Here is a 322-nt window from a genome sequence, read left to right as displayed (position 1 = left end):
GGTGGATTTTGCGGGTGACCAGCTTTCTTATGTTGACGCTTCAACCGGCGAATTGATAGGTTGCCCTGTCTTTGTTGCTGTGCTGCCTTTCAGCGGATATGGCTATGTGGAAGCTCTGCCAAATGCTAAGCTCGTCCATGTGGTCAACGCCCTCAACAATGCGCTTGATTACTTTGGAGGCGTACCCTTGGCTGTCAAGTCGGATAATATGAAGCAGTGGGTATCTCGAAGCTGCCGGTATGAACCGGTCTTTACCGATATGCTCGAACAGTGGGCAGACCATAACCATATCGCTTTGTATGCTGCCCGTCCTTACAAACCT

At 50.3% G+C, this 322-nt stretch carries 1 protein-coding gene; it reads left to right on the top strand.

Going from position 1 to position 322, the window contains the following annotated elements; translation table 11 throughout:
* Positions 1–322, top strand: a 322-nt coding sequence (locus AC1XUF_RS32075; protein ID WP_483345966.1) for a DDE-type integrase/transposase/recombinase, incomplete at both ends; no start/stop codon positions are given.

This window comes from Dyadobacter sp. HNCC25DJ185 (genome assembly GCF_056895195.1).
The sequence above is the reverse complement of the archived record's forward strand: the minus strand, read 5'-3'. Positions and strand labels throughout refer to the sequence as shown.